We start from the raw sequence: 25,081 nt of genomic DNA, 5'->3' as shown, positions 1-25,081 counted from the left end.
AGGTCAGTCCTTGGCGAGAAGTTGGGTGCGCGCCGCCACGAAGGTCGATGCGGCCTCGCGATGCAAGGCATGGCGGGCACCGGTCACACGCACCTGCCCTGCGACGTACACGGCATCGAGCGCCGAGGTGCGATGGCTTGCGAACACATGCGACGACAGCATGTCCGGCGCGGAGAGCCCCTGCAGCGCGACATGCGCTGCATCCAGCACCACGAAGTCGGCCTGCTGGCCCACCGCGAGCCCGCCGACGGCACGGCCCGCAGCCTGCGCGCCGCCTTGCACCGCAGAAAGCGTCAGCGCGGTCGCGACCTCGCGATGTGCAGCATCGGCGCCGACATTGCGCTGGCGCATGGCGAGGCGCTGGCCATACTCCAGCATCATCAGTTCCTCCGCCGCGTTCACGCAGGCATGGCTGTCGGAGCCCACGCCCCAGCGGCCGCCGGCCGCACGCCATGCGTTGAAGTCGAAGATGCCGTCGCCGAGGTTGGCCTCGGTGGTCAGGCAGAGGCCCGCGACCGCGCCGCTGGCGGCCGCGCTGCGGTATTCGTCGGCGTCCATGTGCGTGGCGTGCACGAGGCACCAGCGCGCATTCACCGGTGCGTGATCGAGCAGCCAGGCCACCGGCCGTTGGCCGCTCCAGGCCAGGCATGCATCGACTTCGCCGGTCTGCTCGGCAATGTGGATGTGGACCGGCGCGGAGGGGTCGATCGCATCGAGCCCCGCGAGCGCATCGCGCAACCCCTCGGGCGGCACTGCGCGCAGCGAATGCGGCGCGAGACCGAGCCGCGCGCCCTGCGCCTCGCACGCCGGGCGCAGGCGGTCGAGCAGGCGCAGCATCGAATCGGTCGAACGGATGAAGCGCCTCTGCCCTTCGCTCGGCGCGAGTCCGCCGAAGCCGCTGGTCTGGTAGAGCACCGGCAGCAGCGTCAAACCGATGCCCGCGTTCCTGGCCGCGCGCAACAGCGCGAGCGAGAGTTCGGCGTCATCGGCGTACGGCCGCCCGTCCGCATCGTGATGCAGGTAGTGGAACTCGCACACCGAGGTGTAGCCCGCTTCGAGCATCTCGATGTAGAGCCAGGTCGCGATCGCCTCGACCTGCTCCGGCGAGATCTTCGCGGCGAAGCGGTACATGAGCGTGCGCCAGCTCCAGAAGCTGTCCTGGGCCTCGCCGCGAAATTCGGTCAGTCCCGCGAAGGCGCGCTGGAAGGCGTGCGAATGCAGGTTCGGCATGCCGGGCAGCACCGGGCCGGCGGCGCGTCGGGTGCCATTGGGCTCTACGCCGGGCGTGACCGCCGAGAGCTTGCCGGTGTCGTCCCATTCGAGCAGGACATCGCGCGCCCAACCCGTCGGCAGCAAGGCATCGGCGGCAAAGAGGCGGCGTGTGGAGGTGGTTTCAGGCAATGGCGTTCTCCACGGAGGCGATGCGCCCCTGCCGGACGATGGTGCGCCCGGGCTGCTGTCCGAACCAGTACGCGAGCTCCGCGTCATCGCGCAGTTGCCACAGCACGAAGTTCGCGGGGCAGCCGACGCCGATCGCACCATGCGTGTCCTGCAGGCCCAGCGCGCGCGCCGCATGCCGCGTGATGCCGGCCATCGCTTCGGGCACCGTGAGGCGGAACAGCGTGCAGGCCATGTTCGCCATCAGCAGCAGGCTCAACGCCGGCGAAGTGCCGGGGTTGTGGTCGGTGGAAACGGCCATCGGCACGCCGGCTTCGCGCAGCGCCTCGATGGGCGGCAGGTGCGTGTCGCGCAGTGTGTAGTAGGCGCCCGGCAGCAGCACGGCGGTGGTGCCGGCTTCGCGCATCGCCGCGATGCCTTCGGCGGACAGGTGCTCGATGTGATCGCACGACAGTGCACCGTAGCGCGCCGCGAGCGCGGCACCGCCCATGTCGGAGAGTTGTTCGGCATGCAGCTTGACCGGCAGGCCGAGCGCCTTCGCGGCCTGGAACACGCGCTCGGTCTCGGCCAGCGAGAAAGCGATGCGCTCGCAGAACACGTCGACGGCGTCGACGAGCCCTTCGGAGGCCAGCGCGGGCAGCATCTCGTTGCAGACGAGCTCGACGTAGTCGCCCTGTCGCCCGGCGTATTCGGGCGGCAACGCATGCGCGCCGAGGAAAGTGGTGCGCACCGTGACGCCGTAGGCTTCGCCGAGCCGGCGCGCGACACGCAGTTGCTTGCGTTCGTGTTCGAGCGCCAGGCCGTAGCCGGATTTGATCTCGATCGCGCAGACGCCCTCGGCCAGCAGTTGTTCGAGCCTGCGGGACGCTTGCGCGTAGAGCGTGTCTTCGTCCGCCTCGCGTGTCGCGCGCACCGAAGACACGATGCCGCCGCCGGCCTTCGCGACTTCCTCGTAGGTGGCGCCCGCGAGACGCATCGCGAATTCGTTGGCGCGCTGTCCGCCGTAGACCAGATGCGTATGGCAATCGACGAGGCCCGGTGTGACGAGCGCATCGCGGCCGTCGAAGCGCGCCAGCCCGGCGAACTCGCCGGGTACGGCATCGCCGCGACCGATCCACGCGATCTTTCCGCCGGCCACGGCGATGGCTGCTTCGCCCTGGACGGCTTGATCGCCGGCGAGCGCACCCGGCGCGATGCGCAGATGACGCCAGACGCCGTCGGCGGTGGGGAGTTCGGAATGATTCATGGGGTTCAGTTCCCTGATGCGGTGAAGCGCACCGCGACCAACGCGGCTGCGGACTCACGCGGCTCGACCTGCCATGACGATGGTTCGCCGTCCCACCACACGCCCGAGCCCGCTTCGCAGTCGAGGTCGTTCAGGCGCCACGATCCGCGCAGTGCGAGCAGCAGCCCGTGCGCGGCGGGCGCGGTGTCGGTGCGCTCATGCAGGACATCCACGTCGGCACGCAACCGGCCGCGCCGCGACATCACGTTGAAGTCGGTCGACGCACCCCCCAGCAGGTCGCAATCGAGCGGCACGCCGCCATCGAAGGCGAACGGCGCATGCGGCGCGTCGAGCCGGTGGTCGATGCGGCCATCGCGCGAATGCAGCCGCACGCCCGCGCCGTCGAGCAGCATGATCACGCGGTCCACGCCGTCGAAGGCCGAGAACGGCCCCGGACGGTCGATGGTCGCGATGCTCACGCGCCAGTCGAAGCGATCCACGCCCGCGCCCGGCGGCGAGCACACGATCTCGCGTGTGACGCCGCCCCCGTTCTTCCACGGGGTGGCGGCGAGCGAAGCGATGTCGAAGCGGTGGATGGCCACGTGCCGCGCTTCGCCGTGCTTACTTGATCATCGGCAGGTTCAGGCCCTGCTTCTTCGCGGTCGCGATCGCGATGTCGTAGCCCGCGTCGGCATGGCGCATCACGCCGGTGGCCGGGTCGTTGAACAGCACACGCTCGATGCGCTTGGCCGCCGCATCGGTGCCGTCGCAGACGATGACCACGCCGGAGTGCTGCGAGTAGCCCATGCCGACGCCGCCGCCGTGGTGCAGGCTGACCCAGGTCGCGCCGCCCGCGGTGTTGAGCAGCGCGTTGAGCAGCGGCCAGTCGCTCACCGCATCGGTGCCGTCCTTCATCGCTTCCGTCTCGCGGTTCGGGCTCGCGACCGAGCCGGTGTCGAGGTGGTCGCGGCCGATCACGATCGGGCCCTTGAGTTCGCCGTTCTTCACCATCTCGTTGAACGCGAGGCCCGCCTTGTGGCGCTCGCCGAGGCCCAGCCAGCAGATGCGCGCCGGCAGGCCCTGGAACGCGATGCGGTCACGCGCCATGTCGAGCCAGCGGTGGGTGTGCTTGTTCTCGGGGAAAAGCTCCTTGATCTTCGCGTCGGTCTTGTAGATGTCTTCCGGATCGCCCGAGAGCGCAACCCAGCGGAACGGACCCTTGCCTTCGCAGAACAGCGGGCGGATGTACGCCGGCACGAAGCCCGGGAAATCGAAGGCGTTCTTCACGCCTTCGTCGAACGCGACCTGGCGGATGTTGTTGCCATAGTCGACCGTCGGGATGCCCATGGCCTGGAAGTCGAGCATGGCCTGCACGTGCACCGCGCAGGACTTGGCGGCGGCCTGCGTGAGGCGTGCGTGCTCGGCCGGGTCCTGCTGCGCGGCCTTCCATTGCGCGACGGTCCAGCCGATCGGCAGGTAGCCGTTGATGAGGTCGTGCGCGGAGGTCTGGTCGGTCACGAGGTCGGGCTTGATGCCGCCGGCCTTCGCCCGCTTCACCAGCTCGGGCAGGATCTCGGCCGCGTTGCCGAGCAGCGCGATGGAGACGGCCTCCTTCTTCGCAGTGTGGTGCTTGATGAGCGCGATCGCGTCATCGATGTCCTTGGCCTGCTTGTCGACGTAGCGGGTGCGCAGGCGGAAGTCGATGCTCGACTGCTGGCACTCGATGTTGAGCGACACCGCGCCCGCGAGCGTGGCGGCGAGAGGCTGCGCGCCGCCCATGCCGCCGAGGCCGGCGGTGAGGATCCACTTGCCGCCGAGGTCGTTGTTGTAGTGCTGGCGGCCAGCTTCGACGAAGGTCTCGAAGGTGCCCTGCACGATGCCCTGGCTGCCGATGTAGATCCAGCTTCCTGCCGTCATCTGGCCGTACATGAAGAGGCCCTTGCGGTCGAGCTCGTTGAAGTGTTCCCAGTTGGCCCACTTCGGCACGAGGTTGGAGTTGGCGAGCAGCACGCGCGGCGCGTCCGCATGCGTCTTGAACACGCCGACCGGCTTGCCCGACTGGATCAGCAGCGTCTCATCGTCGTTGAGTTCCTTGAGCGTCGCGAGGATCTGGTCGAAGCACGCCCAGTCGCGCGCGGCGCGGCCGATGCCGCCATAGACCACGAGGCTTTGCGGGTTCTCGGCCACGTCGGGGTCGAGGTTGTTCTGCAACATGCGGAACGGCGCTTCGGTGAGCCAGCTTTTGCAGTTGAGCGTGCTGCCGCGCGGCGCGCGGATCACGCGGGTCGGGTCATGGCGGGGGTCGGCGAGCTTGGCGGCGAGGAACTTGTCGGGAGCGTTCATGGCGTGGTGTCCTTTCGGTGACGGAGCTTGTTCGGTGAATCAGGCGTTGCTGGGGAGCATCGAGCGCACGGCTTCGGGCCACTGGCTCTGGCGCGCCCAGGTGCGCATGGCTTCGATGGAGGGAGCGAGGAAACGGTCCTGGTCGATGAAGGCGACGCGCTCGCGGATGGCGGCGAATTCGGCTTCGAGCAGCGGAGAAGATTTCGGGCCGCGCTTCAGCTCGATGCCTTGGGCGGCGGCCATCGCTTCGATGCCGACGACCACGGCGGTGTTCTGCACCATGTCCCCGAGGCGGCGGCCGGCGAAGGTCGCCATCGACACATGGTCTTCCTGGTTGGCGGAGGTCGGCAGGCTGTCGACGCTGGCCGGATGCGCGAGCGACTTGTTCTCCGACGCGAGCGCCGCGGCGGTGACCTGCGCGATCATGAAGCCGGAGTTGACGCCGCCGTCGCGCACGAGGAAGGGCGGCAGGCCCGAGAGGCCGCTGTCGAGCAGCAGCGCCATGCGGCGCTCGGAGATCGCGCCGATCTCGCTCACCGCGAGCGCGATGATGTCCGCCGCGAAGGCCACCGGCTCGGCGTGGAAGTTGCCGCCCGAGATCACGTCGCCGTTGTCGAAGACCAGCGGGTTGTCGGACGCCGCATTGGCTTCGGTGCGCAGCACGCGCGCCGCATGTGCGAGGTTGTCGAGGCACGCGCCCATCACCTGCGGCACGCAGCGGATGGAGTACGGGTCCTGCACGCGGCCGCAGTCGGCGTGCGACGGGACGATCTCGCTGCCTTCGAGCACGGCGCGCATCGCAGCGGCCACGGCGATCTGGCCGGGCTGGCCGCGCGCGATGTGGATGCGCGCGTCGAAGGGCTTGATCGAGCCCTGGATCGCTTCGAGCGACAGCGCGCCGGCCATGATGCCGGCCGCGAACACGTCCTCGGCGCCGAAGAGGCCCGTCAGCGCGAGCGCGGTCGACACCTGCGTGCCGTTGAGCAGCGCGAGGCCTTCCTTGGGTCCGAGCACGAAAGGCGCGAGGCCGATGCGCTTCATGGCCTCGGCGCCACCGACCACCTCGCCCTGCGGCGTCGTGACTTCGCCTTCGCCGATCAGCACGCAGGCCAGGTGGGCGAGCGGCGCAAGGTCGCCCGACGCGCCGACCGAACCCTTCGACGGAATGCGCGGCAGCAGGCCGGCGTTGCACAGCGCCAGCAGCGCATCGACGATCTCGGGCCGCACGCCGGAGTGGCCGCGCGCCAGGCTCACCGCCTTGGTCGCGAGTACGAGCCGCACCACGCCCGCGTCGAGCGGCTCGCCGGTGCCGCAGGCGTGCGAGAGCACGAGGTTGCGCTGCAGCTCGGCCAGGCGCTCGGTCGGGATGATGGTCTGCGCGAGCTTGCCGAAGCCGGTGTTGATGCCATAGACGACATCCCCCGACTCCACGATGTGACGGACCTTGGCTTGCGCGGCGAGAAGACCGGCACGCGCCGAGGGATCGAGCGAAAGCTGCACGCCGCCGGCATGCACGCGGCGCAGCGTTGCCAGATCGACGTCGCCGGGCGTCAGCACGATCGGGTGGGTGGAGAGGGATGCGTTGTCCATGTGGGAAGTCCTTCCTGTCTATACAAGTAGTGGCGTCAAAAAACGAAGTGCGTGTCGGTGCGGCCTCAGCCGATGCTGGGGTTGCCGTCGGCGCGGAACCGGCTGCCGAGCCGGTAGCGCGAAGCAGGGTGCAGGCAGCGCACCATCGTCACGGGGACGGTGCGTGTCCAGGTGCGCCGCGTGAGCAGCAGGCAGGGGTCCGTCGACGGCATGTCCAGGCGCTCGGCCTGCTCGGCGGTCGGCAGCACCGCATCCACGACATGCTCGATCTGGTCGAAGGGCACGTTGCGCACCAGGTATTCACTGGGGGGCAGGTTCGAGAAGTCCTGCTCGAGGAAGTCCGGCACCACGCGCGGGTTGACGTAGCGGTCTTCGAGCTGCACCGGCACGTCGTTCTCCATGTGCAGGCACACGGTGTGAAAGACCGATTCGCCGGGGCGCAGGTCGAGCCACACCGCAACATCCGGCGAAGCGGCGATGCGCTCCGCAACGAGGAATTCGCAGCGGTAGTCATGGCCGCGCGCGCGGATTTCGCTCGCGATGTTGGCGATCTGCAGCAGGGTGGATTGCGGCTTGTCTTCCGCGACGAAGCTGCCCACGCCGGCCACACGCACGATGCGGCCCTGCTCCACCAGCTCGCGCAGCGCGCGGTTCACCGTCATGCGGGCCACGCCGAACTGCGCGACCAGTTCGCTTTCCGACGGCAGTCGATGGCCGGCCACCCACGAGCCGTCCTGGATCTTGTGCGTGATGAAGGACTTGATCTGCTCGTAGAGCGCCAACGCAGGCATGGCCGAATTCGCGGCGGCGCCCGATGTGCGGGGCTCCGTCGTGCGGGTCTCGGCGGTCTTGCGAAGGGGGGTGGCGCTCATGGTGTCTTCTTGCGTGGTCGTTCAGTGTTCTGCAGCAGCCATGGACTCGGCGCGGATTTCCTCGGTGAGGCGTGCCTTGATCTCCATGAACTCCGGTGAAGTCTTGATTGTGTAGTGGCGTGGATGCGGGAAGTCGACCGGGATCTCGGTCTTGATGCGGCCCGGCCGGGCGCTGAACACCGCGACGCGGTTCGCCATGAAGATCGCCTCGTCGATGTCGTGCGTGACGAAGAGCACCGTCTTGCGTGCGGACTCCCAGATGCCGAGCAAGAGCTCCTGCATCAGAACGCGGGTCTGGTTGTCCAGCGCGCCGAAGGGCTCGTCGAGCAGCAGCATCTTCGGGTCGTTGGCCAGTGCGCGCGCGATCGCGGTGCGCTGCTGCATGCCGCCGGAGAGCTGCTTGGGGAAGTGGTTCTCGAAGCCCCGCAGGCCGACCTTGGCGATGAAGAAGTCGCTGCGCTCCTTCTGCTCGGCCTCGCTCATGCCGCGCTCGCGCAGGCCGAAGCGGATGTTCTGCGCGATCGTGAGCCACGGGAAGAGCGTGTAGCTCTGGAACACCACGCCCCGATCGGCGCCCGGGCCTTCGATGGTCTGGCCGTCGAGCAGCACGCGGCCCTCGGTCGGGTAGTCGAGGCCGGCAACGATGCGCAGCAAGGTGGACTTGCCGCAGCCCGACGGGCCGAGGATGGTGACGAAGTCGTTCTCGCGCACTTCGAAGTCGATGGGCAGCAACGCCTGCGTCTTCTGGCCACGCGTGCCGGTGAAGGTGCGGGACACGCCGCGAACGGAAAGCTGGTTCATCACAGGGTGCTCCACGCAAACATGCGGCGGTTGAGGGCCTTGAAGGCGAAGTCGGAAATGAGGCCGATCACGCCGATGACGATGATCCCGAAGATGATCTGCCCGGTGTTCAGCAGCGCCTGGCTGTCGGTGATCATGTGGCCGATGCCGGACGACGAGCCGATCAGCTCGGCGACGATCACGTAGGTCCAGGCCCAGCCGAGCACGAGGCGCAGCGTCTCGGCGATGCCCGGTGCGGCGCCCGGAATCAGCACGCGCAGCACGATGCCGCGGCTCTTGGCGCCCAGCGTGTAGGCCGCCTCGACCAGATCGCGGCGCGCGCTGCCGACGGTGACGGCCACCATCAGCGTGATCTGGAAGACCGAGCCGATGAAGATCACGAGCAGCTTCTGCGCCTCGCCGATGCCGGCCCAGAGGATCAACAGCGGAATGAAGGCCGACGCCGGCAGGTAGCGGCAGAACGAGACGAAGGGCTCGAAGAAGGCCTCCACGCTCTTCCAGGTGCCCATGGCGATGCCCAGCGGCACCGCGATGATCGCGGCGATCACGAAGCCGCCGAACACGCGCCACACCGTCATGCCGATGTCGTGCGCGAAGTTGAACTCGGTGAAGAGGCTGATGCCCTCCTTCACCATCGTGACCGGGCTGGCAAGGAAGGTCGGCGACACGAAGCCGCCGAGCGTGAAGAAGCCCCAGACGACCACGAAGACCACGAAGAAGCCCAGGCCGAGCATCCAGCGCGAACGGGCGCTGACGGGCTCCAGTGGAGCGAGGGCACGGCGGCGGCGGGGCGCCGCCGCAGCGGCGACGGACCCGGCAGAAATCACCGGCTTGGAGGAGTTCATGACAGGCGTCGCGCTCATGATGATGGCCGCTCTTACTTGATGAAGCTGGTGTCGAAGGTGGCGTTGAGGTCTTCAGGCGCCTTGCGGATCACGCCCGCCTCCAGCAGGATGCCTTGCGCGTCCTTCATGAAGGGCACGATGTCGTTGGCGAAGAACTTCTGGTTGGCCGCCTTGTCGGACCAGCGCAGGTAGGCCGACGACTTGGCAAACTGCTCGCCCGACTGCTTCACCGCCGTGCCCATGATCTCGTTCGCCTTGGTCGGGTCGGCCTTGATCATCTCGACCGCTTCGAAGTACGAATCGGCCAGCGCCTTCGCGGCCTTGGGGTTGGCCTTGAGCCACTTCGGCGCGCAGCCGACGGTGTCCATCACCATCGGGTAGTCGAGCGTGGTGGCGAGGATCTTGCCGGCGGTCGGGTTGGAGCGCACGGTCGAGAGGTACGGCTCGTAGGTCATGGCCGCATCGTTCTGGCCCGCGACGAAGGCCTGCGCGGCAGGTTGCGGCTCCAGCGAGACCAGCTTCACGTCCTTCATGCTCATGCCGTTCTTGTTCAGCATCCAGGCGAGGCCGAAGTACGGCGCGGTGCCCGGCGCGCTCACGCCGATCGCCTTGCCCTTGAGGTCGGAGAAGCTCTTGACGTCGTTGCGCACCGCGAGGCCGTCGGCGCCGTAGGACTTGTCCATCTGGAAGATCTGCACGATCGGCACGCCGTTGGCGTTCCAGGCAACGTGCGTTTCGACGGTGGTCGCGGCGCACTGGATCGCTTCCGAGGCCAGCGCAAGGTGGCGGTCCTTCTGCGGGATCATGCGCAGTTCGACGTCCAGCCCGTTCTTCTTGAAGATGCCGGCCTTGTCCGCGAGCGTGAGCGGCGCGAAGCCGGTCCAGCCGGACATGCCGAGGGCGATCTTGGTTTCCTGTGCATTCGCGCTTGTCGCGATGCCGAGGGCGCATGCAGCTGCCGCGACCAGCGAGGCGATTTTTCCGACCGACTTGACCATCAAGGTTCTCCTGTTGCGTTTCAAAAGGTTCGGCTGGCTGGCGCCTGAAGAGGGCAATTCCAGCAACGGAGCCGAGTTTCATTCGCTGCGATGCACCTGTATATACAGGTTAACCCGAAATGTCTTCCAAGATCAAGAGACGTTTCGCCCACTCCCAGTGCAAGAAAGCGGTTTCATGCACCAAAAGCTGTCTAGACAGGGATGCGGGGCAGCGAATTGACCTTGTTTTTGCAAGGCCCGTGCCAGATTCGGCGTCAGCTGGTGAGCGCGTCCGCCTGTTTCGAGACGCTGGCTCGCACCAGCTCTGCGAGCGGCGCGGTCAACGGCGAGGCGAAGCCATGCGGCTGCGGATAGGCGAGCACCACCGACTGGAGCGCGAGCTGCCCGCGCAGGCGACGGCAGGCAATGCGCTTGCCGTCATACGCCTGGTCGCGCACCGGCCGCGTGGTCAGCACCGACACGCCGAGTCCGTTCGCGACTAGCGATCGCACCATCTCCAGCGAAGTGCTCTCGTGTGCGATCTGCGGCGTCACGCCGGCATCGCGGAACAGCGACAGGAAGTACTCGCGGCTGTGCGGGAGGTTGATGAGCACCAGCGGCTCGCGCGCGAGATCGGCGATGCGAAGGCTCGTCGAAGCCGCGAGCCGGTGGCCCCACGGAAGCAACGCATAGGGACGCAACTGCGTCACCGCTTCGAGCCGCACGCCGCGCGCGAGGCCGAGGTCGTACATCAGCGCGACGTCGAGCGCGCCGCGCTCCAGCATGCGCGTGAGGGTCTCGGTGTCGCCTTCGAAGAGCTGGATCTCGATGGCCGGCCATGCGCTGCGCATGCGCGCAAGGATGTCCGGCAGGTAGCGCGGGGCGAGCGTGCTGAAACAGCCCACGCGCAGCAGGCCCGCGAGTTCGCCGGTGCGCGGCATCGACAGCGCCCGCGCCTTCTCGAGCAGCGCATGCGCCTCGCGGTGGCGCAGAACGCCGGCCGCGGTGAGCTCGAGCCCGCGCGCATGCAGGCGCACGAAGAGCGGCTCGCCCCATTGCGCTTCCAGGTCGGCGATCGCCTTGGAGATCGACGGCTGCGAAACGCTCAGCGCTTCGGCCGCTCGCGCAGCGCCCCCGTGGCGCGCCGCGGCGACGAAATATTCGAGCTGGCGCAGGTTCAGGTGAATCATCTTTCTTGATCCAAGGCATCAGACAACAGTATTTTCATTTGATCCAGTCCTGGCCGACCATGGCGCAAATCCCGTCTCGAAAGGACACCGCCATGACCTCCGAAGCCCGTCCCCTCGACGGCATCCGCATCCTCGACTTCACCCGCGTGCTCGCCGGGCCGCTCTCGACGGCGCTGCTGGCCGACCTGGGCGCCGAAGTCATCAAGATCGAACCACCGCACGGCGACGACTACCGCGCCATCGGCCCGATGCGCAACGGCGAAAGCGCGCTCTTCACGGTGATGAACCGCAACAAGAAGAGCCTGGTGCTCGACCTCAAGCATCCGGAGGCGGTGCGGCTGGTGCGCGAGCTCGCGGAGCGCGCCGACGTGGTGGTCGAGAACTTCCGCCCCGGCGTCGCGGACCGGCTCGGCATCGGGGCCGAGGCACTGTCGAGGCACAACCCGAAGCTGGTTTACGTGAGCGTGTCGGGCTTCGGGCAGACCGGCCCCTACGCGCATCGGCCGGCCTACGACATCATCGTGCAGGCGATGAGCGGCCTGATGGAGGCCACCGGCGACCCGGACGGCGCGCCAACGCTGGTCGGCGAAGCGGTCTCGGATGTGGTCGCCGGCCTCTTCGCGTCGTGGGCCACGCTCGCGGCGCTGCTGCAGACCCAGCGCACCGGGCGCGGCCAGCATGTGGATGTCGCGATGTTCGACACCACGCTGAGCTTTCTCGCGACGTCGATGGCCCGCTTTCTCTTCACCGGCAAGCCGGCGCGGCGCGTGGGCAACCGGCACCCGCTGTCGGCGCCCTTCGGCGTCTACCGCGCGAAGGACGGGCACTTCGCGCTCGCGGTGCTCAACAAGAAGCTGTTCGACGCGCTCGCTGCGGCGATGGAAATGCCTGCGCTTGCCGGGGACGACCGGTTTGCAAGCGACGAATCGCGCTCCGAGCACGAGCCTGCCTTGCGCGCGCTGATCGAATCGTGGGCCGCATTGCATTCCACCGAAGAAGTCGTCGCGCGTCTGGAGCACGCCGGCGTTCCCGCCGCGCCGATCTGGACCATCGCGCAGGCGCTCGACTCGCCGCAGGCCCATGCGCGCGAACTGCTGCGCTCGGTGCACGACGAGCGCCTGCCCGGCCTGCAACTGCCGACGCAGCCGGTGCGCTTCAACGGCGCCGCACCCAACCGCGCTGAACGCGCGCCCGCGCTGGGCGAGCACACGCACGACCTGCTCGCGAGCCTTCTGGGCTGCGGGATCGACAAGCTCGCCGAACTGCGTGAAGCGGGCGCCTTCGGCACTCCGGATTGACCACGAAAGGAAACGACATGAACCGACTCGGTGTCACCGACGAAGACCAGGCCCTCGCCGATGCAGTCGCACGCTTTGCGGGCGAAGCGCTCGCCCCGCTCGCGCGCGAGATCGATGAAGAAGAGCGCTCGGCCACCTGCCACGTGCCCCAGCTCGCGGAACTGGGCCTGATGGGCATGAACCTGCCGGAGCGTTGGGGCGGCCCCGGCGTATCGCCGACCGCGATGCTGTTGGCGCTGGTGGAAATCTCGCGCGCCTGCGCGGCGACTTCCTCCATGATCGGCGCGCACTACCTCGGCACGGACGCCGTGCTGATCGGCGGCAACGACGAACAACGCGCGCAATGGCTTCCCAAGGCAGCCGGCGGCGAATGGCTCGCGGGCTTCGCGCTGACCGAGCCGCGCGGCGGATCGCATCCCGCCGATCTGCGCACACGCGCGACGCGCGACGGCGACGTCTACCGCATCGACGGCGTCAAGCATTTCATCTCCAACGCGGCCGAGGCGAAGTTTCTCGTGGTGTTCGCAAAGACGGATGCCGCGGCGGGCGCGCGCGGCGTGAGCGCCTTCATCGTCGACACCGCGAGCCCCGGGATCCGCATCTCGTCGCACGAGAAGCTCATGGGCATTCGCGGGGGGCATGCGTTCGAAGTGGCTTTCGAGTCGGTGGAAGTACCGGTCGCCAACCGGCTCGGCGAGGAAGGCTCGGGCTTCAGGACCGCGATGAAGGTGCTCGACAACAGCCGCCTCGACGTCGCGGCGACATCGCTCGGCATCGCCGAGGCCGCGCTCGCGGCCGCGGTGCAGTGGACGCACGACCGCCAGATCGGCGGCGAGGCGCTTTCCACGCGGCAAGGCATCCAGTGGATGCTCGCGGACATGAAGCTGCGGCTCGAAGCCTCCTGGGGCCTCGCCATGCAGGCGCTGGCGCTGCGCACCGCGGGGCAGCCGTTCACACTGCAATCGGCGATGGCCAAGCTGCATGCGTCGGAGATGGTGGCCTTCGTCACCGACACCGCACTGCAGATCCACGGCGGCTACGGCTTCACCCGCGAGATGCCGCTGGAGCGCTACGTGCGCGACGCGCGCATCCTGCGCATCTACGAGGGCTCCTCGGAGATCCAGCGCAACATCATCGCGCGCATCGTGCTGGGCTGAGCGCGGCGCGCCAGGGCGGCTTCGGAGACAATGGGCGTCCGCGCGCACGGGAGGTGCGCGTGCCGTCCCAGAAGCCACCAGAAGCACAACAACCGTGTCCGCCCTGCCATCCGAATCCATTGCCGCGTCGCCGGAGCAGATCCTCCACGACGTCTTCGGCTATGCGCGCTTCCGAGGTCCCCAGGAGGGAATCGTGCACCACGTCACCGCCGGCGGCGACGCACTGGTGCTGATGCCCACGGGCGGCGGCAAGTCGCTGTGCTATCAGATCCCGGCCATCGCGCGGCACCGCTCCGGCGGGGGCGTGACGGTGGTGGTGTCGCCGCTGATCGCGCTGATGCACGACCAGGTCGGCGCGCTGCATGAGGCGGGCGTGAGCGCGGCTTTCCTCAATTCCACGCTGGACTGGGAAGAAACGCAGGACGTCGAACGCCGCATGATGCGCGGCGAGATCACCCTGCTCTACGCGGCGCCCGAGCGCGTGACGACGCCGCGCTTCCTCTCGCAGCTCGATTCGCTCCACGAGCGCGGCCAACTCTCGCTGTTCGCGATCGACGAGGCGCATTGCGTGAGCCAGTGGGGCCACGACTTCCGACCCGAGTACCGCGCGCTGACCGTTCTGCACGAACGCTATGCCGGCGTGCCGCGCATCGCGCTGACTGCCACCGCCGATGCGCTCACGCGCGCCGACATCGTGGAGCGGCTGCGGCTCGAAGAGGCGCGCCAGTTCGTCTCCAGCTTCGACCGCCCGAACATCCGCTACACCATCGTCGAGAAGAAGGACGCGACCACGCAACTCATGCGCTTCATCGAGCGCGAGCATGAAGGCGACGCGGGCGTCATCTACTGCCAGTCGCGCAAGCGTGTGGAGGACCTGGCGCAGTCGCTGTGCGACGCGGGGCTCAACGCACTGCCCTATCACGCGGGCCTGGACGCCGCAGTGCGGCAGAAGAACCAGGACCGCTTCCTGCGCGAAGAGGGCATCGTGATGGTCGCCACCATCGCCTTCGGCATGGGCATCGACAAGCCCGACGTTCGCTTCGTCGCGCACGTGGACATGCCCAAGAACATCGAAGGCTACTACCAGGAGACCGGCCGTGCCGGCCGCGACGGCGAACCGGCCGACGCCTGGATGGCCTACGGCCTGCAGGACGTGGTGAACCAGCGCCGCATGATCGACGAGAGCCCTGCCGGCGAAGAGTTCAAGCAGGTGATGCGCGGAAAGCTCGATGCCCTGCTGTCGCTCGCCGAGGCCAGCGATTGCCGGCGCGTGCGGCTGCTGGACTACTTCGGCGAGCAGAGCACACCCTGCGGCAACTGCGACAACTGCATCACGCCGCCCCAGGTGTGGGACGGCACGGATGCCGCGCGCAAGCTGCTGTCCACCATCTATCGCGTGCAGCAGCAAAGCGGCATCAGCTTCGGCGCGGGGCACATCATGGACATCCTGCGCGGCAAGACGACCGAGAAGGTCAAGCAGTACGGCCACGAGCGCATCAGCACCTTCGGCATCGGCAGCGAGTTCACCGAGCCGCAGTTGCGCGGCGTGCTGCGGCAGTTGATCGCGACGGGTGCGCTGTCGGTCGATGCGCAGGCTTTCAACACCCTGCAGCTCACCGACGGATCGCGCTCGGTGCTCCGCGGCGAAACGCAGGTGATGCTGCGCGAATCCGTCTCGCAGCCGGCAGAGCGAAAGAAGCGCGAGAAGACGTCGCGCGGCGCGCCCTCGCCGGCCGCCGCGACGCTCGATGACACGGGCCAGGCCCGCTTTGCAGCACTCAAGGCCTGGCGCGGCGAAGTCGCACGCGAGCACAACCTGCCTGCCTACGTGATCTTCCACGACGCCACGCTCGCGGCCATTGCGGAACGCGCGCCCGCCACGCTCGAAGATCTGCAGGGCATCAGCGGCATCGGCGCCAAGAAGCTCGAAGCCTACGGCGCGGACGTGCTGCGCGTCTGCGCTTCGTTCTAGCCAGGACCGGCCGCCGGCGGCGACACGAGGCGGATTTCACGGACCGGCGAGCGCACGAGATACGGCGTTCCACCCACCTCTGCCTTGCTGCGCGCCGCGTCGGCCTTGCTCGCCGATGCGGTCGGGCAGGCACCGGAGCCTTGCAGCGCCAAGGCGGCGGCGAGTCGTCCTTCCGCCGGATCGCCCAGCGCATGGTCGAAGTCGTCCGCCACCGCGCAAGTGGGCGCAAAGCCGTCCCCATAGTCGCCGAAGCCCTGCTGGTTCACGCCCTGGAACTGGATCGCGAAATAGGTGGTGCCGCAGTTATCCTGCGGGAAGAAGCCGTACGGCTTGCCGCAGGTCGCGCCGCCGACGAGGTTCACGGTGACGCCAACGCCGCGCAGGCTGTTGATCACCGATTCGCTCGCCGAACAGGTATCGGGCCCGGTCAGCACCGTCACGCGCGAAAGCCCGAGTTGCGGCAGCGCCTGGCCCGCCGGCGTCGAGTAGCCGCGCGACGTCGAGTAGAAAGGCAGCGTCGCCTGCGCCGTGGTCACATGGAAGGGGTTCTTGCTGCTGAACTGCATGCGCTCGAAGACAGTGCCATTCGTCGCGGCCGGGGACGCAACCATGTAGGCCAGCTCGCTCGCCACGTCCAGGTAGCCGCCGCCGTTGTAGCGCATGTCGATCACGAGATCGGAAATGCCGGCGCCCTTGAGCTGGTTGATCGCCGCGATGAGCTGCGCCTCGGCCGTCGCGAGGTGATCGTTGAAGAGCATGTAGCCGACCGGCCCGCTGGCCGTGGAGAGGGTCTTCACGTCCTGTACCGGCGTTCGCGTGATGCCGGCCGCCGCGAGGCTCACGGTGCGCTCGCTGCCGTCGGGCGCGCGCAGCGTGAAGCTGTGCGACTCGCCCACGGTGGCGGGATTGAGCGCGGCATTGAGGCCGTTCACGTCCGAACCCGCCGCGACGTCGATGCCGTCGATCGTGACGAGCTTCGTGCCGCGCACGATGCCCTGCTGCGCCGCCGGTGATCCAGGCTCCGAGAAGGCCACACGCACGTCGCGTGGCGGCGCCGCGCTGAGGAAAGCGAGCTCGAAGCCGTAGCCGACGTCGATGTCGCTCTGCGAAAGCGCACGATAGGTCGCAGTATCGGCAGTGAAGTGAAAGCGGTCCTTGGGCCGCCCGCTCGCGGTCAGCGCGGGCGTCTTGAGAACGTTGAAGTAATCGATCGGCGTGGTGTAGTTCGCGGCGACCAGGTTGGTCGGCACTTCATCGAACCACAGGTAGGTTTCGTCGATCCAGCCGCGCAGCCAGGCCTTCTCGGTTTCGGCCGAGCCCTGGCGATCGGGGAAGGCCGCGCCGGTGTCGGGATCGATGCCGTTGCGCGGTGCGGCGCACTGGCCCGCGACGGTCGACGACGCGACGATCGGATCGCCCGTGGTCGCGGCCGGCACGGCCAGCGGCAACGAGATGCCGCCGCCGCCACCGCCCCCGCCGCACGCGGCCAATGTCGCCAGCGCGGCCAACACCATGACGCGGCGCGCCGCGCCCAGCATGCGGACTCCTCTCATCGATGAATCTCCCTGCGCACCGGAAGCCGCGCGCGGATGGTCGTGGGTGTGGCGGGGCTTCAGTGGACGAAGCCGATGCCGCGCGATTCTCGCACCTCGGGTTTGATGCGATGCTCGGCATCGAGCTGGTCGAGGAACTCGCTTGGCGAGAACTCCGCCGCGAGGATGTCGACCTGGCGCTTCACCGCCGCGAAGTCGCCGGGGCACAGCTGCTGCAGCTTCGCGAGGCGGCTGCGGATCTCGTTCGTCATCTTCGAGGCGTCGCCTTCGAGTGCCTCGACGATGAACATGCGCTCGCGCTGCTCGGCGGTCAGCGGCATGAACTTGATCTTGAAGGTGAAGCGCCGCAGCGCCGCCTGGTCGAGCCGATCGAGCAGGTTGGTGGTGCAGACGAAGATGCCGTCGAAGCGCTCCATGCCCTGCAGCATCTCGTTGACCTCGGTCACTTCGTAGGTGCGCTGCGCGCCGCGGCGATCCTGCAGGAAGCTGTCGGCCTCGTCGAGCAGCAGGACGGCCTTCTCGGCCTCGGCCTCCTTGAACATGGCGGCCATGTTCTGCTCGGTCTCGCCGACGTACTTGCTCATGAGGTCGCTCGCCTGCTTGATGATCAGCGGCCGGCCGATGGCCTTGGCGATGTGTTCCGCGAGCGCGGTCTTGCCGGTGCCCGGCGCGCCGTAGAAGCACATCGTGCCGTGGCCGCGCACCTTGAGCGCCTCGACGATGCGCGGGATCTCGAAGCGCGTCTCGACGTTGAGCATCTCGAGGTCGTAGGTGGTCACGCTGCGGCGCGCGCCCAGACCATCGACATTGCCGAGCGCGAGATCGGCGTTCTTCAGTTGGCGCTCGATGAGCCGCTCCATTGATTGGCCGTCGGTACGCGCGAGTTCGGCAAAGCGCACGGCGGTGCGGATCTGCGCCGGCGTGAGGCCCTTGCGCGCGGCGAGCTTGGCGGTGAAATCGTCCGACACCGAAACGCCTTCGAGCGTCTTGCGCACCAGCTGCTCGCGCGCGCCCGGCGGCGGCGACTTGAGCTCGAGGTGGTACGCGAAGCGGCGGCGAAAAGCCGGGTCGATCTGCTCGATCCGGTTGGTGACCCACAGCGTCGGCACCGCGTTCGACTCGAGGATCTGGTTGACCCACGCCTTGCCGCTCACGCTGCCGCTGGTGGGCGAAGGCACCTGCTCGGCGCGCGCCATGATCTGCGCGGCTTCGGTGCTGATCGGCGGGAACACGTCCTCGACTTCGTCGAACAGCAGCGCCGCCTGCTCGCTGCCCTTGAGGAACACCTGTGCGATCTGGAGCGAGCGATAGCGGTCGCGGCCCGACAGGGAGTTGCCGTCGCGATCGGCGTACTCGACTTCGAAGAGCTCCAGCCCGGCGGCCTGCGCCACCACCTTGGCGAGTTCGGTCTTGCCCGTGCCCGGTGGGCCATAGAGCAGCACGTTGACGCCGGGCTCCTTGCGCGCGACCGCCGCTTGCAGCAGCGTGACGAGCATCTGCGCGTCTTCCTCGACGAAGGAGAAGTCGTGCACCGACAGCGCGCTCTTGGCCGACGGGCGCGTGAACACGGCCATGAGTTCGTTGCGATCGCGGTATTCGCGCATCAGCACCGGCGGCAGCTTCTCGCTGACCTTCATGAGATCGGCGAGATCGGTGATGTTGTGCTCGGAGATGAGGTTCTCGACCAGCCCGATGCGTTCGAGCCGGGAGCCGGCGCGCAGCGCCTCGCCCACCTCGCTCGCATTGACGCCGGCCACTTCCGCAATCGCGGCATAGGCTTCGGGCGCGTTGTTGACCTTGAACTCCACCAGCAGCGAACGCAAATCGCGCTGGTAGCGCGCGAGCGTGCCGTACAGGAGCAGCGCACGCTCGGCCTTGTTGAGTTGCAGCAGGCCCGCGAGGGCATCGATGTTCTTCTCGACCAGCGTCGACTGCTTGCGCAGCGCGTGCGTGAGCCAGTCGCGCGTGACCGACAGCACCGACAGCAGGTCCTTGGGCTGGTCCTTGGCGTACTCGTCGAGGTAGAAGAACAGCGTGCCTTCTTCATAAGGCCCGCGCCACACGCCGTGCCGCTCCAGGAGCGTCCGGCCGTCGTATTCCTCCACGCCCTTCCAGGCGTCGTTGCCCAGGCAGCGCCGCGCCAGGAATTCGCGCAGGCGCTGCAGCACCGGCAATGGCCAGACGAGATGCCGCCCGGTCAGCGACAAGAGCCCGTTGAGGTCGCGGCGAATGTTGAAGCGCGGCCCCTGCTTGGCGGCCAGCGTGAGCACGAAGTGCGAGCACATGAGCTCGAGCACCGGCGCTTCCTTGAGTCCGGGCGAAGGCAATGCATGGCCGCGGGAAGCCGCAGCCATGACATCGACGCCGGAACGCTTGACCATCGGGGACACCCTCCAAGGGGGAAACTGAATCTGGAAGCGACCATAGCGCAGACTTTTGGCTTCGGGAAGCCTGACGACAGGTAAAAATCCCGAAGTTGCAAATCCATCCACAATGCCCGCAATGGTCGACATCCAAGACATAGAGCAAGCCGCACGGCGCCTCGAGGGGCAAATACTGGAAACGCCCTGCGTCGAGTCGCGCACGCTCTCGGAAATCGTGGGTGCGCAGGTCTTCCTCAAGTTCGAGAACCTGCAGTTCTCCGCTTCATTCAAGGAACGCGGAGCGTGTAACAAACTGGTCGAACTCTCGGAGGCGGGCACGCGCGGCGTGATCGCGATGTCGGCCGGCAACCATGCGCAGGGCGTGGCCTATCACGCGCAGCGGCTGGGCCTGCGCGCGTTGATCGTCATGCCGCGCTTCACGCCCGGCGTGAAGATCGAGCGCACGCGCGGCTTCGGCGCCGAAGTGGTGCTGCATGGCGACACGCTGGAAAGCGCGCGCGCCCACGCGCTCGAACTGGCGCAGCGCGAAGGCCTGACCTTCGTGCATCCGTACGACGACAACCTCATCATCGCGGGGCAGGGAACGATCGCCCTCGAAATGCTCGATGCGGTGCCCGACCTCGACACCCTCGTCATTTCGGTCGGCGGCGGCGGATTGATCGCCGGCATGGCGGTGGCCGCGCGGGCTCGCAAGCCCGACATCGAGATCATTGGCGTGCAGACGGCGCGCTTTCCGGCGATGGTGAACGCGGTCAAGGGGACGTCCTACGCGCAGGGCACCAGCACGATCGCCGAGGGGATCGCGGTCGGCACGCCGGGCGTGCTGACGCAGGAGATCATCGCCAGGCTGGTCGACGATCTCCTGCTGGTCGACGAGGGCGATATCGAGCAGGCGGTGCTGATGCTGCTCGAAATCGAGAAGACGCTGGTCGAAGGCGCCGGTGCCGCCGGGCTTGCGGCGCTGATCCGGCATCCGGAGCGGTTCACGGGCAAGCGGGTCGGGCTGGTGCTTTCGGGCGGAAACATCGATCCGCTGCTCTTGGCGGCGATCATCGAGCGCGGCATGGTCCGGGCGGGCCGGCTGGCGCGGATTCGGGTGAGTGCGCGCGACGTGCCGGGGTCTTTGGCCCATATCACGGCCACTGTGGCGCAAGCGGGCGCCAACATCGACGAGGTGCACCACCAGCGCGCCTTCACGCTGCAGACTGCCCAGAACGTGGATGTCGAGCTGGTGCTGCAGACCCGGGGGCGGGAGCACCTCTCGAGCGTGCTCGATGCGCTTCGGGCCGCCGGATTCGAAGCCGACGAGCAACACTGAGGGTCTGGGAACCCCCTAGACGCCCTATTGCAACCCGGCCGGTAAAATAGCCTGAGTCCCGAGAACCCCGAGGAAGAACGATGTCCCATCCCACCCCCGTTGAGCCCGGCCATGTGGCCGCCGTCGAAAAAGACGCGGTCGAGTCGGTCGTCCATCTCATGCCCCTGGTGCTGCCGATCGCCGGCGGCGTCCTGATGCTGCTTCTGGCATCCATCGCCATCTACGTGGCCTGATTCTTCCGTCGCGGGGCACTTCGCCCCCGCCCCGCGCTCCAAAAAAGAAGCAGGAGGCCGACAGACGGCCTCGATTCAAGCGGGCATAACCGGCTGGTTGCGACCCAGCTTCTCTCCATAGACTGAAACGTTTTCTCCGATGGATCTCGCCGCCGAGAGGCCGAGTCCCCTTTGAAAAGACGATTTTCAACTTAGGAGATTTTGATGAACGCACCGCTGAAGGGTCTTGCCATGCAGGCACCCTCCTATGTCAAGAACGCAAAACTGATCGCCTGGGTGGCCGAGATGGCCGCGCTGTGCAAGCCCGCCGCGATCCACTGGTGCGACGGCAGCACCGAGGAATACGACCGCCTCTGCCAGCAGATGGTCGATGCCGGTACCTTCAAGCGGCTCAACCCGGCCAAGCGCCCCAACTCCTACCTCGCAAGCTCCGACCCGAGCGACGTCGCCCGCGTCGAGGACCGCACCTTCATCTGCTCGGCCAAGAAGGAAGAGGCCGGTCCGACCAACAACTGGATGGACCCGGCCGAAATGCGCGCCACGCTGCAGCCGCTTTTCGATGGTTGCATGAAGGGCCGCACGATGTACGTGGTGCCGTTCAGCATGGGTCCGCTCGGCTCGCCGATCGCGCATATCGGCATCGAGCTGTCCGACAGCCCCTATGTGGTGGTCAACATGAAGATCATGACCCGCATGGGCAAGGCGGTCTACGACGTGCTGGGCGATGACGGCGAGTTCGTGCCCTGCGTCCACACCGTCGGCGCGCCGCTGGAAGCCGGCGAGAAGGACGTGGCCTGGCCCTGCAACAAGACGAAGTACATCGTCCACTACCCCGAAACGCGCGAAATCTGGAGCTACGGCTCCGGCTACGGCGGCAACGCGCTCCTGGGCAAGAAGTGCTTCGCGCTGCGCATCGCCTCCAACATGGGCCGTGACGAAGGCTGGCTGGCCGAGCACATGCTCATCCTGGGCGTGACCAATCCCGAGGGCAAGAAGCACCATGTCGCCGCCGCCTTCCCGAGCGCCTGCGGCAAGACCAACTTCGCCATGCTCATCCCGCCGGCCGGCTTCAGCGGCTGGAAGGTCACCACCATCGGCGACGACATCGCCTGGATCAAGCCCGCGGCCGATGGCAAGCTCTATGCGATCAACCCCGAGGCCGGTTATTTCGGCGTGGCCCCCGGCACCAACCTGCAGACCAACCCGAACTGCATGGCCAGCCTCGACCGCGACGTGATCTTCACGAACGTGGCGCTGACCGACGACGGCGACGTCTGGTGGGAAGGCATGGGCGAAGCGCCCGCCCACGCAATCGACTGGCAGGGCAAGGACTGGACGCCGGCCATCGCCAAGGAAACCGGCGCCAAGGCCGCGCATCCGAACGCCCGCTTCACCGTCGCCGCGACCAACAACCCGGCGCTCGACCCGGCATGGGACGATCCGAAGGGCGTCGCCATCGACGCCTTCATCTTCGGTGGCCGCCGCTCGACGACGGTGCCGCTGGTGACCGAGGCCCGCGACTGGGTCGAAGGCGTCTACATGGCAGCCACCATGGGCTCCGAAACCACCGCAGCCGCTTTCGGCCAGCAGGGCGTCGTCCGCCGCGACCCGTTCGCGATGCTGCCCTTCGCCGGCTACAACATGAGCGACTACTTCCAGCACTGGCTGGACCTCGGCAAGAAGCTCGCCGCCTCCGGCGCCAAGCTGCCGAAGATCTACACCACCAACTGGTTCCGCAAGGGCGCGGACGGCAAGTTCGTCTGGCCCGGCTATGGCGAGAACATGCGTGTCCTGAAGTGGATGATCGATCGGATCGAGAACAAGGCGCAGGGCACCGAGCACGTTTTCGGTGTCAGCCCTCGCTACGAGGACCTCAACTGGACCGGGCTGGACTTCAGCGCCGAGCAGTTCGAAACCGTCACCAGCATCGACAAGGCCGCATGGCAGGCCGAGCTCAAGCTGCACGCCGAGCTGTTCCAGCAGCTGGCGCACCACCTGCCGAAGGAACTGCCGGCAACCAAGGCCGCCATCGAGCAGCGCCTCGCCGCCTGAGGTTCTCGAAGGCAAACAAAAAGCCGCCCGAGGGCGGCTTTTTCATGGGCCCGCGTCACGCGGGCAATCAGCAAATCGGCAGACCGATTCGGCTCAGGCCGCTTCTTGACGCGTCGCGATCACCTGCAGGTCGCGCAAGATTCGCGGGTCGAACTTGGCGTAAGCCAGGAATTGCGCGTCGGCGCGGGCGGCAGCGCGGCGGCGGGCGCTCTTGCGAGCCGCGACGACCAAGCGGTCGGCCAGCGAACGAGCGGTACCGGCGAACAACGCGATGGCAACGAAGGCCACGCCCCACAGCACGGCCCACGCGACCAGCAGGCCGCCTTCTTCCGTGGTGGACATCAGGCGGTCGGCGGCAACCAGCACCGACGAAACGATAGCGGCGAGCAGCAGCGCGGCCAAGCCGCGGGCGCCGTCGAAGCCACGGCGTGCGGAGCGCGCGTGCTCGATCACGGCCTCGGCGCGAACAACGCCGGGATGGTTGGCGGGGGTATCTACGTGTACGAAGCTTGTCATGGTTATGTCCTCCAAAGTGGACGAAGGTCCGGATGCGATGACGTCATATTAGGGGATACCCTAGTGTTTTTCCACTTTATCTTCTTGATGTTTATCATTCACAGCGCTGATGGATGTCAACTTTCGCACGCTCGACCTGAACCTGCTCCGCGTCTTCGACGAGGTGATGGCAGAGCGCAACCTCACGCGGGCGGCCCGGAATCTCTCCATCACCCAGCCCGCGGTGAGCAATGCGCTCAGGCGCCTGCGCGATGTGTTGGGCGACGAACTTGTCCGCCGCTCGGGTGCCGGGGTCGAGCCCACGCCGCGCGCGCTGGCGCTCTGGCCCGCCGTTCGTGATGCGCTGCGGCAGTTGCAGCACACGCTGGCGCCCGGGGAGTTCGACGCGGGCGTCGCCGACACCACCTTCCTTCTCGCCATGGCCGATGCCACGGCGGCGGAGCTCATGCCGGGCCTGGTCGGGATCGTCGAAAGCGAGGCTCGGGCGGTGTCGTTGCGGGTCCTGCCACTCACGACCCGCGATCCACGGCGCATGCTCGAGAACGAGGAAGTGGACATGGCGATCGGCTACTTTCCCGCCGTGATCGCCAGCCTGGCCGCCAAGGGCCAATCAGAAGTCGGCACGCCTTTCGAGACCATGCGCCTCTACGTCGGCGAATACGTCTGCGTGATGCGGCGGGATCATCCGCTTGCATCGGCACCGCTGACACTTGACGCCTATTGCGAGGCGCGGCACCTGCTCGTGAGCTTCTCGGGAAGGCCCTACGGCTTCATCGACCAGACGCTGGGCGCACTCGGTCGCGAGCGGCGCATCGTGGTCACGGTCAACCAGTTCTTCACGGCCGGCCGGGTGGTCGCCAATTCGGACCTGCTCACCGTGATGCCGCGCCATTTCGTGCGGGTGACCGGCATTCAGGACCAGCTGGTCCTGCGCGACCTCCCCTTCGAGCAACCACCCGTGCATGTGGATGCGCTCTGGCACCGTCGCGCGCAGCATGCGCACGCGCATGCATGGCTGCGGCAGGCCTTGTTGCGGTCCGCGGCCGCGGCCTTTGCGAGGCCCGCGCCGCTGCCCGAAGACCCCGGTTAGCGGATGACGCTCAGCCAGGCGCTGGCGGCCGCGCGCAGTTCCTGCGCATGATGCGCATCGAGGCCGGCGCGGCCGTCTGCGGCTTCCATCAGGGTGGTGGCCAGGTTGGCATTCGCCGGGCCGGAAGAACGGAAGAAACGTGCCACTTGGGCAAGCAAGGTAAACATGGTCGTGCGCGATAGACGCGCTCTGAGAATGATGATGACTCGTAGATTAAGGGTTTTCCCTACATATTCAAACACCAAACTATGCGCCTCTTGCATAACA

Annotated in this window: 21 protein-coding genes; 7 read left to right on the top strand and 14 right to left on the bottom strand. The window is 67.5% G+C overall.

Annotation, left to right across the window (positions count from 1 at the left end):
* Positions 1-3: 3 nt before the first annotated feature.
* The 10 genes from BLW05_RS28815 to BLW05_RS28770 all read right to left on the bottom strand — a co-directional run bounded on the left by BLW05_RS28815 (position 4) and on the right by BLW05_RS28770 (position 11,241).
* Positions 4-1,401 carry a formimidoylglutamate deiminase gene (locus BLW05_RS28815; protein WP_256330542.1) on the bottom strand — a complete coding sequence of 466 codons (1,398 nt, stop codon included), beginning with the start codon at positions 1,399-1,401 and terminating at the stop codon, positions 4-6.
* Entirely contained in the window at positions 1,394-2,644 is a 1,251-nt protein-coding gene (gene hutI / locus BLW05_RS28810; protein WP_093167097.1) for an imidazolonepropionase, read from the bottom strand. The genes BLW05_RS28815 and hutI overlap by 8 nt, the downstream gene beginning before the upstream one ends.
* Before the next feature lie 5 nt (positions 2,645-2,649).
* On the bottom strand, positions 2,650-3,225 hold the full coding sequence (locus tag BLW05_RS28805; protein ID WP_371126981.1) for a HutD/Ves family protein: 576 nt from the start codon (positions 3,223-3,225) through the stop codon (positions 2,650-2,652).
* Between the two features lie 19 nt (positions 3,226-3,244).
* Positions 3,245-4,966: a urocanate hydratase gene (gene hutU / locus BLW05_RS28800; RefSeq protein ID WP_093167095.1), complete on the bottom strand. Its 1,722-nt coding sequence runs from the start codon at positions 4,964-4,966 to the stop codon at positions 3,245-3,247.
* A gap of 39 nt (positions 4,967-5,005) precedes the next feature.
* Complete coding sequence (gene hutH, locus BLW05_RS28795) at positions 5,006-6,556, bottom strand: histidine ammonia-lyase (RefSeq protein WP_093167093.1); 1,551 nt, start codon at positions 6,554-6,556, stop codon at positions 5,006-5,008.
* Positions 6,557-6,621: 65 nt separating this feature from the next.
* Positions 6,622-7,347 carry a histidine utilization repressor gene (gene hutC / locus BLW05_RS28790; RefSeq protein WP_256330544.1) on the bottom strand — a complete coding sequence of 242 codons (726 nt, stop codon included), beginning with the start codon at positions 7,345-7,347 and terminating at the stop codon, positions 6,622-6,624.
* 102 nt (positions 7,348-7,449) lie between these two features.
* Positions 7,450-8,229 carry an ABC transporter ATP-binding protein gene (locus tag BLW05_RS28785; protein ID WP_093167089.1) on the bottom strand — a complete coding sequence of 260 codons (780 nt, stop codon included), beginning with the start codon at positions 8,227-8,229 and terminating at the stop codon, positions 7,450-7,452.
* On the bottom strand, positions 8,229-9,074 hold the full coding sequence (locus BLW05_RS28780; protein ID WP_093167087.1) for an ABC transporter permease: 846 nt from the start codon (positions 9,072-9,074) through the stop codon (positions 8,229-8,231). Before BLW05_RS28780 ends, BLW05_RS28785 begins: the two co-directional genes overlap by 1 nt.
* Before the next feature lie 32 nt (positions 9,075-9,106).
* A complete protein-coding gene (locus BLW05_RS28775) occupies positions 9,107-10,072 on the bottom strand; it encodes an ABC transporter substrate-binding protein (protein ID WP_093167085.1) in 966 nt (321 codons plus the stop codon).
* 254 nt (positions 10,073-10,326) lie between these two features.
* Positions 10,327-11,241 carry a LysR family transcriptional regulator gene (locus BLW05_RS28770; protein ID WP_093167083.1) on the bottom strand — a complete coding sequence of 305 codons (915 nt, stop codon included), beginning with the start codon at positions 11,239-11,241 and terminating at the stop codon, positions 10,327-10,329.
* Between the two features lie 92 nt (positions 11,242-11,333).
* On the opposite strand from BLW05_RS28770, the gene BLW05_RS28765 reads away from it, so the two are divergent.
* The 3 genes from BLW05_RS28765 (at position 11,334) to recQ (ending at position 15,668) form a co-directional block, all read left to right on the top strand.
* On the top strand, positions 11,334-12,539 hold the full coding sequence (locus tag BLW05_RS28765; protein WP_093167081.1) for a CaiB/BaiF CoA transferase family protein: 1,206 nt from the start codon (positions 11,334-11,336) through the stop codon (positions 12,537-12,539).
* 17 nt (positions 12,540-12,556) lie between these two features.
* Complete coding sequence (locus BLW05_RS28760) at positions 12,557-13,696, top strand: acyl-CoA dehydrogenase family protein (RefSeq protein ID WP_093167079.1); 1,140 nt, start codon at positions 12,557-12,559, stop codon at positions 13,694-13,696.
* Between the two features lie 94 nt (positions 13,697-13,790).
* Positions 13,791-15,668 (top strand): DNA helicase RecQ, encoded by a 1,878-nt coding sequence (gene recQ / locus BLW05_RS28755; protein ID WP_177142848.1) that lies wholly within the window; start codon positions 13,791-13,793, stop codon positions 15,666-15,668.
* On the opposite strand, the gene BLW05_RS28750 is transcribed toward recQ, so the two are convergent.
* A complete protein-coding gene (locus tag BLW05_RS28750; protein ID WP_093167077.1) occupies positions 15,665-17,221 on the bottom strand; it encodes a S41 family peptidase in 1,557 nt (518 codons plus the stop codon). The two genes, recQ and BLW05_RS28750, sit on opposite strands and share 4 nt — an antisense overlap.
* A gap of 59 nt (positions 17,222-17,280) precedes the next feature.
* Positions 17,281-19,602 carry an ATP-binding protein gene (locus BLW05_RS28745; RefSeq protein ID WP_093167075.1) on the bottom strand — a complete coding sequence of 774 codons (2,322 nt, stop codon included), beginning with the start codon at positions 19,600-19,602 and terminating at the stop codon, positions 17,281-17,283.
* Positions 19,603-19,723: 121 nt separating this feature from the next.
* Between BLW05_RS28745 and BLW05_RS28740 the strand changes: the two genes are divergently transcribed.
* From BLW05_RS28740 to BLW05_RS28735, 3 genes are all read left to right on the top strand, one after another.
* Positions 19,724-20,923 (top strand): threonine ammonia-lyase, encoded by a 1,200-nt coding sequence (locus BLW05_RS28740; protein ID WP_177142847.1) that lies wholly within the window; start codon positions 19,724-19,726, stop codon positions 20,921-20,923.
* A gap of 80 nt (positions 20,924-21,003) precedes the next feature.
* The gene (locus BLW05_RS36135; protein ID WP_177142846.1) at positions 21,004-21,156 is read left to right on the top strand and encodes a hypothetical protein; all 153 of its coding nucleotides are present in this window, start codon (positions 21,004-21,006) and stop codon (positions 21,154-21,156) included.
* 204 nt (positions 21,157-21,360) lie between these two features.
* Positions 21,361-23,208: a phosphoenolpyruvate carboxykinase (GTP) gene (locus BLW05_RS28735; RefSeq protein WP_093167071.1), complete on the top strand. Its 1,848-nt coding sequence runs from the start codon at positions 21,361-21,363 to the stop codon at positions 23,206-23,208.
* Positions 23,209-23,301: 93 nt separating this feature from the next.
* On the opposite strand, the gene BLW05_RS28730 is transcribed toward BLW05_RS28735, so the two are convergent.
* A complete protein-coding gene (locus BLW05_RS28730; RefSeq protein WP_093167069.1) occupies positions 23,302-23,724 on the bottom strand; it encodes a hypothetical protein in 423 nt (140 codons plus the stop codon).
* A 109-nt stretch (positions 23,725-23,833) separates the two neighbouring features.
* Here BLW05_RS28730 and BLW05_RS28725 point away from each other — a divergent pair, with 109 nt between their 5' ends.
* Positions 23,834-24,814, top strand: coding sequence for a LysR family transcriptional regulator (locus BLW05_RS28725; RefSeq protein WP_093167067.1), 981 nt, complete (start codon positions 23,834-23,836; stop codon positions 24,812-24,814).
* Here the strand turns inward: BLW05_RS28725 and BLW05_RS35625 are convergent.
* Positions 24,811-25,077: a hypothetical protein gene (locus BLW05_RS35625; RefSeq protein ID WP_143044954.1), complete on the bottom strand. Its 267-nt coding sequence runs from the start codon at positions 25,075-25,077 to the stop codon at positions 24,811-24,813. The genes BLW05_RS28725 and BLW05_RS35625 overlap by 4 nt on opposite strands.
* Positions 25,078-25,081: the final 4 nt, after the last annotated feature.

Source organism: Variovorax sp. YR216 (assembly GCF_900107745.1).
Classification (GTDB): domain Bacteria; phylum Pseudomonadota; class Gammaproteobacteria; order Burkholderiales; family Burkholderiaceae_C; genus Variovorax.
Note: the sequence above shows the minus strand (reverse complement) of the source record. Positions and strands in the feature narration are given on the sequence as shown.

What these genes read in the sequence shown, in the direction of transcription:
- hutI (WP_093167097.1), bottom strand. Translation starts at nt 2,644, where the DNA reads ATGAATCATTCCGAACTCCCCACCGCCGACGGCGTCTGGCGTCATCTG.
- hutU (WP_093167095.1), bottom strand. Translation starts at nt 4,966, where the DNA reads ATGAACGCTCCCGACAAGTTCCTCGCCGCCAAGCTCGCCGACCCCCGC.
- hutH (WP_093167093.1), bottom strand. Translation starts at nt 6,556, where the DNA reads ATGGACAACGCATCCCTCTCCACCCACCCGATCGTGCTGACGCCCGGC.
- hutC (WP_256330544.1), bottom strand. Translation starts at nt 7,347, where the DNA reads ATGCCTGCGTTGGCGCTCTACGAGCAGATCAAGTCCTTCATCACGCAC.
- BLW05_RS28785 (WP_093167089.1), bottom strand. Translation starts at nt 8,229, where the DNA reads ATGAACCAGCTTTCCGTTCGCGGCGTGTCCCGCACCTTCACCGGCACG.
- BLW05_RS28780 (WP_093167087.1), bottom strand. Translation starts at nt 9,074, where the DNA reads ATGAACTCCTCCAAGCCGGTGATTTCTGCCGGGTCCGTCGCCGCTGCG.
- BLW05_RS28775 (WP_093167085.1), bottom strand. Translation starts at nt 10,072, where the DNA reads ATGGTCAAGTCGGTCGGAAAAATCGCCTCGCTGGTCGCGGCAGCTGCA.
- BLW05_RS28770 (WP_093167083.1), bottom strand. Translation starts at nt 11,241, where the DNA reads ATGATTCACCTGAACCTGCGCCAGCTCGAATATTTCGTCGCCGCGGCG.
- BLW05_RS28765 (WP_093167081.1), top strand. Translation starts at nt 11,334, where the DNA reads ATGACCTCCGAAGCCCGTCCCCTCGACGGCATCCGCATCCTCGACTTC.
- BLW05_RS28760 (WP_093167079.1), top strand. Translation starts at nt 12,557, where the DNA reads ATGAACCGACTCGGTGTCACCGACGAAGACCAGGCCCTCGCCGATGCA.
- BLW05_RS28750 (WP_093167077.1), bottom strand. Translation starts at nt 17,221, where the DNA reads ATGAGAGGAGTCCGCATGCTGGGCGCGGCGCGCCGCGTCATGGTGTTG.
- BLW05_RS28745 (WP_093167075.1), bottom strand. Translation starts at nt 19,602, where the DNA reads ATGGTCAAGCGTTCCGGCGTCGATGTCATGGCTGCGGCTTCCCGCGGC.
- BLW05_RS28740 (WP_177142847.1), top strand. Translation starts at nt 19,724, where the DNA reads ATGGTCGACATCCAAGACATAGAGCAAGCCGCACGGCGCCTCGAGGGG.
- BLW05_RS36135 (WP_177142846.1), top strand. Translation starts at nt 21,004, where the DNA reads ATGTCCCATCCCACCCCCGTTGAGCCCGGCCATGTGGCCGCCGTCGAA.
- BLW05_RS28735 (WP_093167071.1), top strand. Translation starts at nt 21,361, where the DNA reads ATGAACGCACCGCTGAAGGGTCTTGCCATGCAGGCACCCTCCTATGTC.
- BLW05_RS28730 (WP_093167069.1), bottom strand. Translation starts at nt 23,724, where the DNA reads ATGACAAGCTTCGTACACGTAGATACCCCCGCCAACCATCCCGGCGTT.
- BLW05_RS28725 (WP_093167067.1), top strand. Translation starts at nt 23,834, where the DNA reads ATGGATGTCAACTTTCGCACGCTCGACCTGAACCTGCTCCGCGTCTTC.
- BLW05_RS35625 (WP_143044954.1), bottom strand. Translation starts at nt 25,077, where the DNA reads ATGCAAGAGGCGCATAGTTTGGTGTTTGAATATGTAGGGAAAACCCTT.